Annotated in this window: 6 protein-coding genes; 2 read left to right on the plus strand and 4 right to left on the minus strand. The window is 50.8% G+C overall.

Annotated elements, in window-relative coordinates; genetic code table 11:
• Together AC2VLY_RS14605 and AC2VLY_RS14610 are read left to right on the plus strand one after the other, a co-directional pair.
• Positions 1–370 (plus strand): hypothetical protein (locus tag AC2VLY_RS14605; RefSeq protein ID WP_486922528.1); only part of this gene is annotated, 370 nt, incomplete at its 5' end.
• Positions 371–544: 174 nt separating this feature from the next.
• Complete coding sequence (locus AC2VLY_RS14610; protein WP_486894233.1) at positions 545–1,084, plus strand: hypothetical protein; 540 nt, start codon at positions 545–547, stop codon at positions 1,082–1,084.
• Between the two features lie 48 nt (positions 1,085–1,132).
• On the opposite strand, the gene AC2VLY_RS14615 is transcribed toward AC2VLY_RS14610, so the two are convergent.
• From AC2VLY_RS14615 to AC2VLY_RS14630, 4 genes are all read right to left on the minus strand, one after another.
• Entirely contained in the window at positions 1,133–1,591 is a 459-nt protein-coding gene (locus AC2VLY_RS14615) for a hypothetical protein (protein WP_486894235.1), read from the minus strand.
• Between the two features lie 109 nt (positions 1,592–1,700).
• Positions 1,701–2,009: a type II toxin-antitoxin system PemK/MazF family toxin gene (locus AC2VLY_RS14620; RefSeq protein ID WP_024894878.1), complete on the minus strand. Its 309-nt coding sequence runs from the start codon at positions 2,007–2,009 to the stop codon at positions 1,701–1,703.
• Complete coding sequence (locus tag AC2VLY_RS14625; protein WP_486894236.1) at positions 2,003–2,239, minus strand: AbrB/MazE/SpoVT family DNA-binding domain-containing protein; 237 nt, start codon at positions 2,237–2,239, stop codon at positions 2,003–2,005. Before AC2VLY_RS14625 ends, AC2VLY_RS14620 begins: the two co-directional genes overlap by 7 nt.
• Positions 2,240–2,324: 85 nt before the next feature.
• A partial coding sequence (locus AC2VLY_RS14630; RefSeq protein WP_486894238.1) for a DUF444 family protein occupies positions 2,325–3,237 on the minus strand: 913 nt, incomplete at its 5' end.

The raw sequence follows: 3,237 nt of genomic DNA on the forward strand, positions 1-3,237 counted from the left end.
CAGGAGGCATAAAAACATGGCCGAAGTCAAAAAGCGTATTCGTCGTACTGCTGAACAACGTCTGGCAGATCTTGAAAAGAAGCAGGCGGAGATCCTGGAGCGTCAACGGGCAGCGATAGCAAAGATTGAGGAGGCAAAGAAAAGGCTGTTGCAGTCGCCGGCGAGTCATAAAGAAGCCTTGGAAAGAGAAAAGCGTTTCAAACGGGCTGCAGCGGTGATGGCACCGGATTGGGATGTACGGCATTATATTGCGGCCATAGAAAAGGCGTTGCATGAAGATGCTGAAGGATTAAAGCAACGCGGTGAGGTTTTGTTGGAAGAGCACGGCAAGGGTCGGCCTGGGCGGCGACCGAGAAAGGCGAAGGTGTAACAGGAAAAAGAGGAAAAGCGCTTTTTTGGTTACGAGTGCTTTTTGTGAGCGGCTACCGCATTTGGGGATGAAACCGCCCTACTTCGGCAAACGGCAGATACACAAGAGGCACGGTCAAGGCAAGCGCTTTCATCAAACGCTTGCCCGCTTTTTAACGATTCAAGAAAGATTTTTTTGGGCTTCAGCATGCAGGGCAGCCCAGGCCGCTTTGTATTTTTGCGAGTACTGATTATTCACGCAGGAAGGTGCGTACTGGCTCATGGTTTCACCGAGAGTGGATTTGCTAATTTTGGGGGCGTATGCACTTTTACTGGCACCTTCGTATGTGTCTTCGTTGGCACCTTGGTTGCTGACGCCTTCGTGGTCACCTTAGCCGGCACATGCGTATCCGCCATCGCGGGTACGCTTATGGCACAAAAAGCGAGAGAAGCAAAAGTAAGAACAATATTGCTGGTATTCGACATAGAACTCTCCTTGATGTTTGCATTTGTAGCCATACAAGGCTGCCATTTTGTTCAGGGGTACGTCAACGATAAACCCAATCTAAACAAAGACTGTAAGAAAATTAGTGGTCCTGTTAAAAAGCATTTCCAGAGAACATCACTATTCTCTCGGCAAGGTCCGCATAGTGCAAACACACCTGTGAGTAACCAGACAATGGTTCTTCTGGAAAAAACAATGCCCAGGCATCTGAAGCCCAGCTTTCTGCAGTAGCATGTCTGGCTTTGCCTTGGATCAACTCGCTGAGAACCTCCGACAAGTTCACGGGCAAAAATAACGGCTCATCATTTTCTTCGGTGAATTGAGTAGGTTTTCCTGAAATCCGTGTTCCTTTAACCAGAAATCGTATTCCTCACCCAAATCACGACAAACGCAACCGCCCATGTCCAGTAATAGGGAAGCGAGCTTTGATTCTTCCAGTTCACACAAAGCGTTCAGGAAGCGACGTTCCCCGGAAAGAATGATTTTGGGGGTTTGTGTGTCCTGAGTTATGGAGTAATTTTGTTCAACATCCTGCAGTTCCTTGGTTCTTTTCTGTCGCTCTGAACGTGAACCGTTCTGGCTTTCCCGTCTTACGGCACGGCATAAAGCACGCGTGTTACCAAAAAACTGGGGATGCTGCGGGGAGAGGTAATAGTGCAAAGCAAAATCGGTCGAGCGCCACAATATCCCCAACTTCAGCCAAGCCAAATCGTTAAATTCTTCTGCCTGTTCCAACATTTCACCCTCTCGCCTAACGTCGCAACCTGATCCGAGCGAACCGCCAGAATACTTCCATGAAGAGATTTTCGATGGTCTCTGACATGATTAAATCTTTTTGTTTGCTTGCTTAAGTGAGCATTTCGATAAGAATGGGGTGCCACACTGCCATCGGTATTTCCCCGATTTTTCCGGATAGCCGACGCTTATCGACCGTCCTGATCTGATCCAGCAATACCCTGGCCTGCTTGCCCGCAAATTCCAACTCTGGGCGACATCCCAACCGCAGTCCACCACTGGTGAGGGGCGCAACGATAACACGAGGCAAAGCGGTGTTGAGATCGTCTGGTGAGACAATAAGCGCCGGGCGTGTCTTTTTAATTTCCGTGCCGACAGTGGGATCGAGATTCACCCAATACACCTCGCCACGCTTTACCATGTCCAGTCTTGGGCGTCGGCATCCACGGGCAAGTTGCCCAATGGATCCACGTCCACGCTCGAATCATAACCCTCAAACCATCCTTCACGCAGATCTTGCACTGGTCTTATGAGCAGGGCGTTGCCCTCCATCAGAATGTCAACTTGATCGCCAATCCCACTGTCGGTTAGAAACACAGATGGAATGAGGATGCCGCGTGAATTACCAATTTTCCGAATACTGGTTCGCATGTGTTTTACTCCTAATGAAGCATTGCAACAATGTTATAACAATGTATGGTGATGGGGCAAGTGTAATCGTTGCCAGCACCATCGATTAAGCCTGATCGGACACCATTTCTTGAGAAAACAGAGCGCGGAAAAGCGGATAAATATCTTCCCGTACCCGGGCCTTGGCCGCAACCATCTCGGGATGATTTTCCGCAACCTCTTTGTAGGTCTGGAAAAGATGGGTTTCGTATTCGCGGTTCACCTCCAGATAAAAGAAACGGCGCAGACGCGGGAGTAGCTGGTGCAGGTGTTCCGCCACTACCGCATTATCCGCATAGTAATTATCCCCGTCTGAGGCCTGGGCGACGTAGACATTCCAACGGTCGGGCGGGAAGCGTTGCTGGATGATATCTTCCGTCAGAATAATCGCCGGAGAAACCAGGGTGCCACCACCCTCCCCTGCACCAAAAAAAGCTTCTTCCGTACATTCTGTAGCGATGCTGTGATGTTTGATGAAAATGATCTGTACGGCCTGATAATGGCGTTGCAGAAAAAGGTAGAGCAGCAGGAAAAAGCGCTTGGCCAAGTCTTTTTCCGTTTCGCCCATACTGCCCGAAACATCCATGACACAAAACATGACCGCCTGGGTGATGGGATAGGGTTGCTGGTCGATATGGGCAAAGCGCAGATCGGATTCATCAATAAAGGGGACGGCCTTGATTTTGCGCGCCAGGATGGAAATCTGTTCCTCCAGTTTTTTTAGACGTTCCTGTTCCCGTGAAACGTCTTTCTTGCGGGCAATGCGTGAGCTGATTTCCGCCTGCAGTTGGCTGCGGGCTTCTTCCAACTCCTGAAGCTCGCGGTGTTTGCCGGCCCGTAGCGCCAGACGGCGGGCTCGGGCAGCACGCATGGTGCGGCCGACATGCATGCGAGAGGGGCTGCCGTCCTTGATGAATCCGGCGCGCCGCCATTGTTCCGCCTGGACATCGCCCTGGGCGGTTTTGCGCAAGCGCGGCAGG

The sequence above is a fragment of the Acidithiobacillus sp. TH-A36 genome (assembly GCF_057473445.1).

What these genes read in the sequence shown, in the direction of transcription:
- AC2VLY_RS14615 (WP_486894235.1), bottom strand. Translation starts at nt 1,591, where the DNA reads ATGTTGGAACAGGCAGAAGAATTTAACGATTTGGCTTGGCTGAAGTTG.
- AC2VLY_RS14625 (WP_486894236.1), bottom strand. Translation starts at nt 2,239, where the DNA reads ATGCGAACCAGTATTCGGAAAATTGGTAATTCACGCGGCATCCTCATT.
- AC2VLY_RS14620 (WP_024894878.1), bottom strand. Translation starts at nt 2,009, where the DNA reads ATGGTAAAGCGTGGCGAGGTGTATTGGGTGAATCTCGATCCCACTGTC.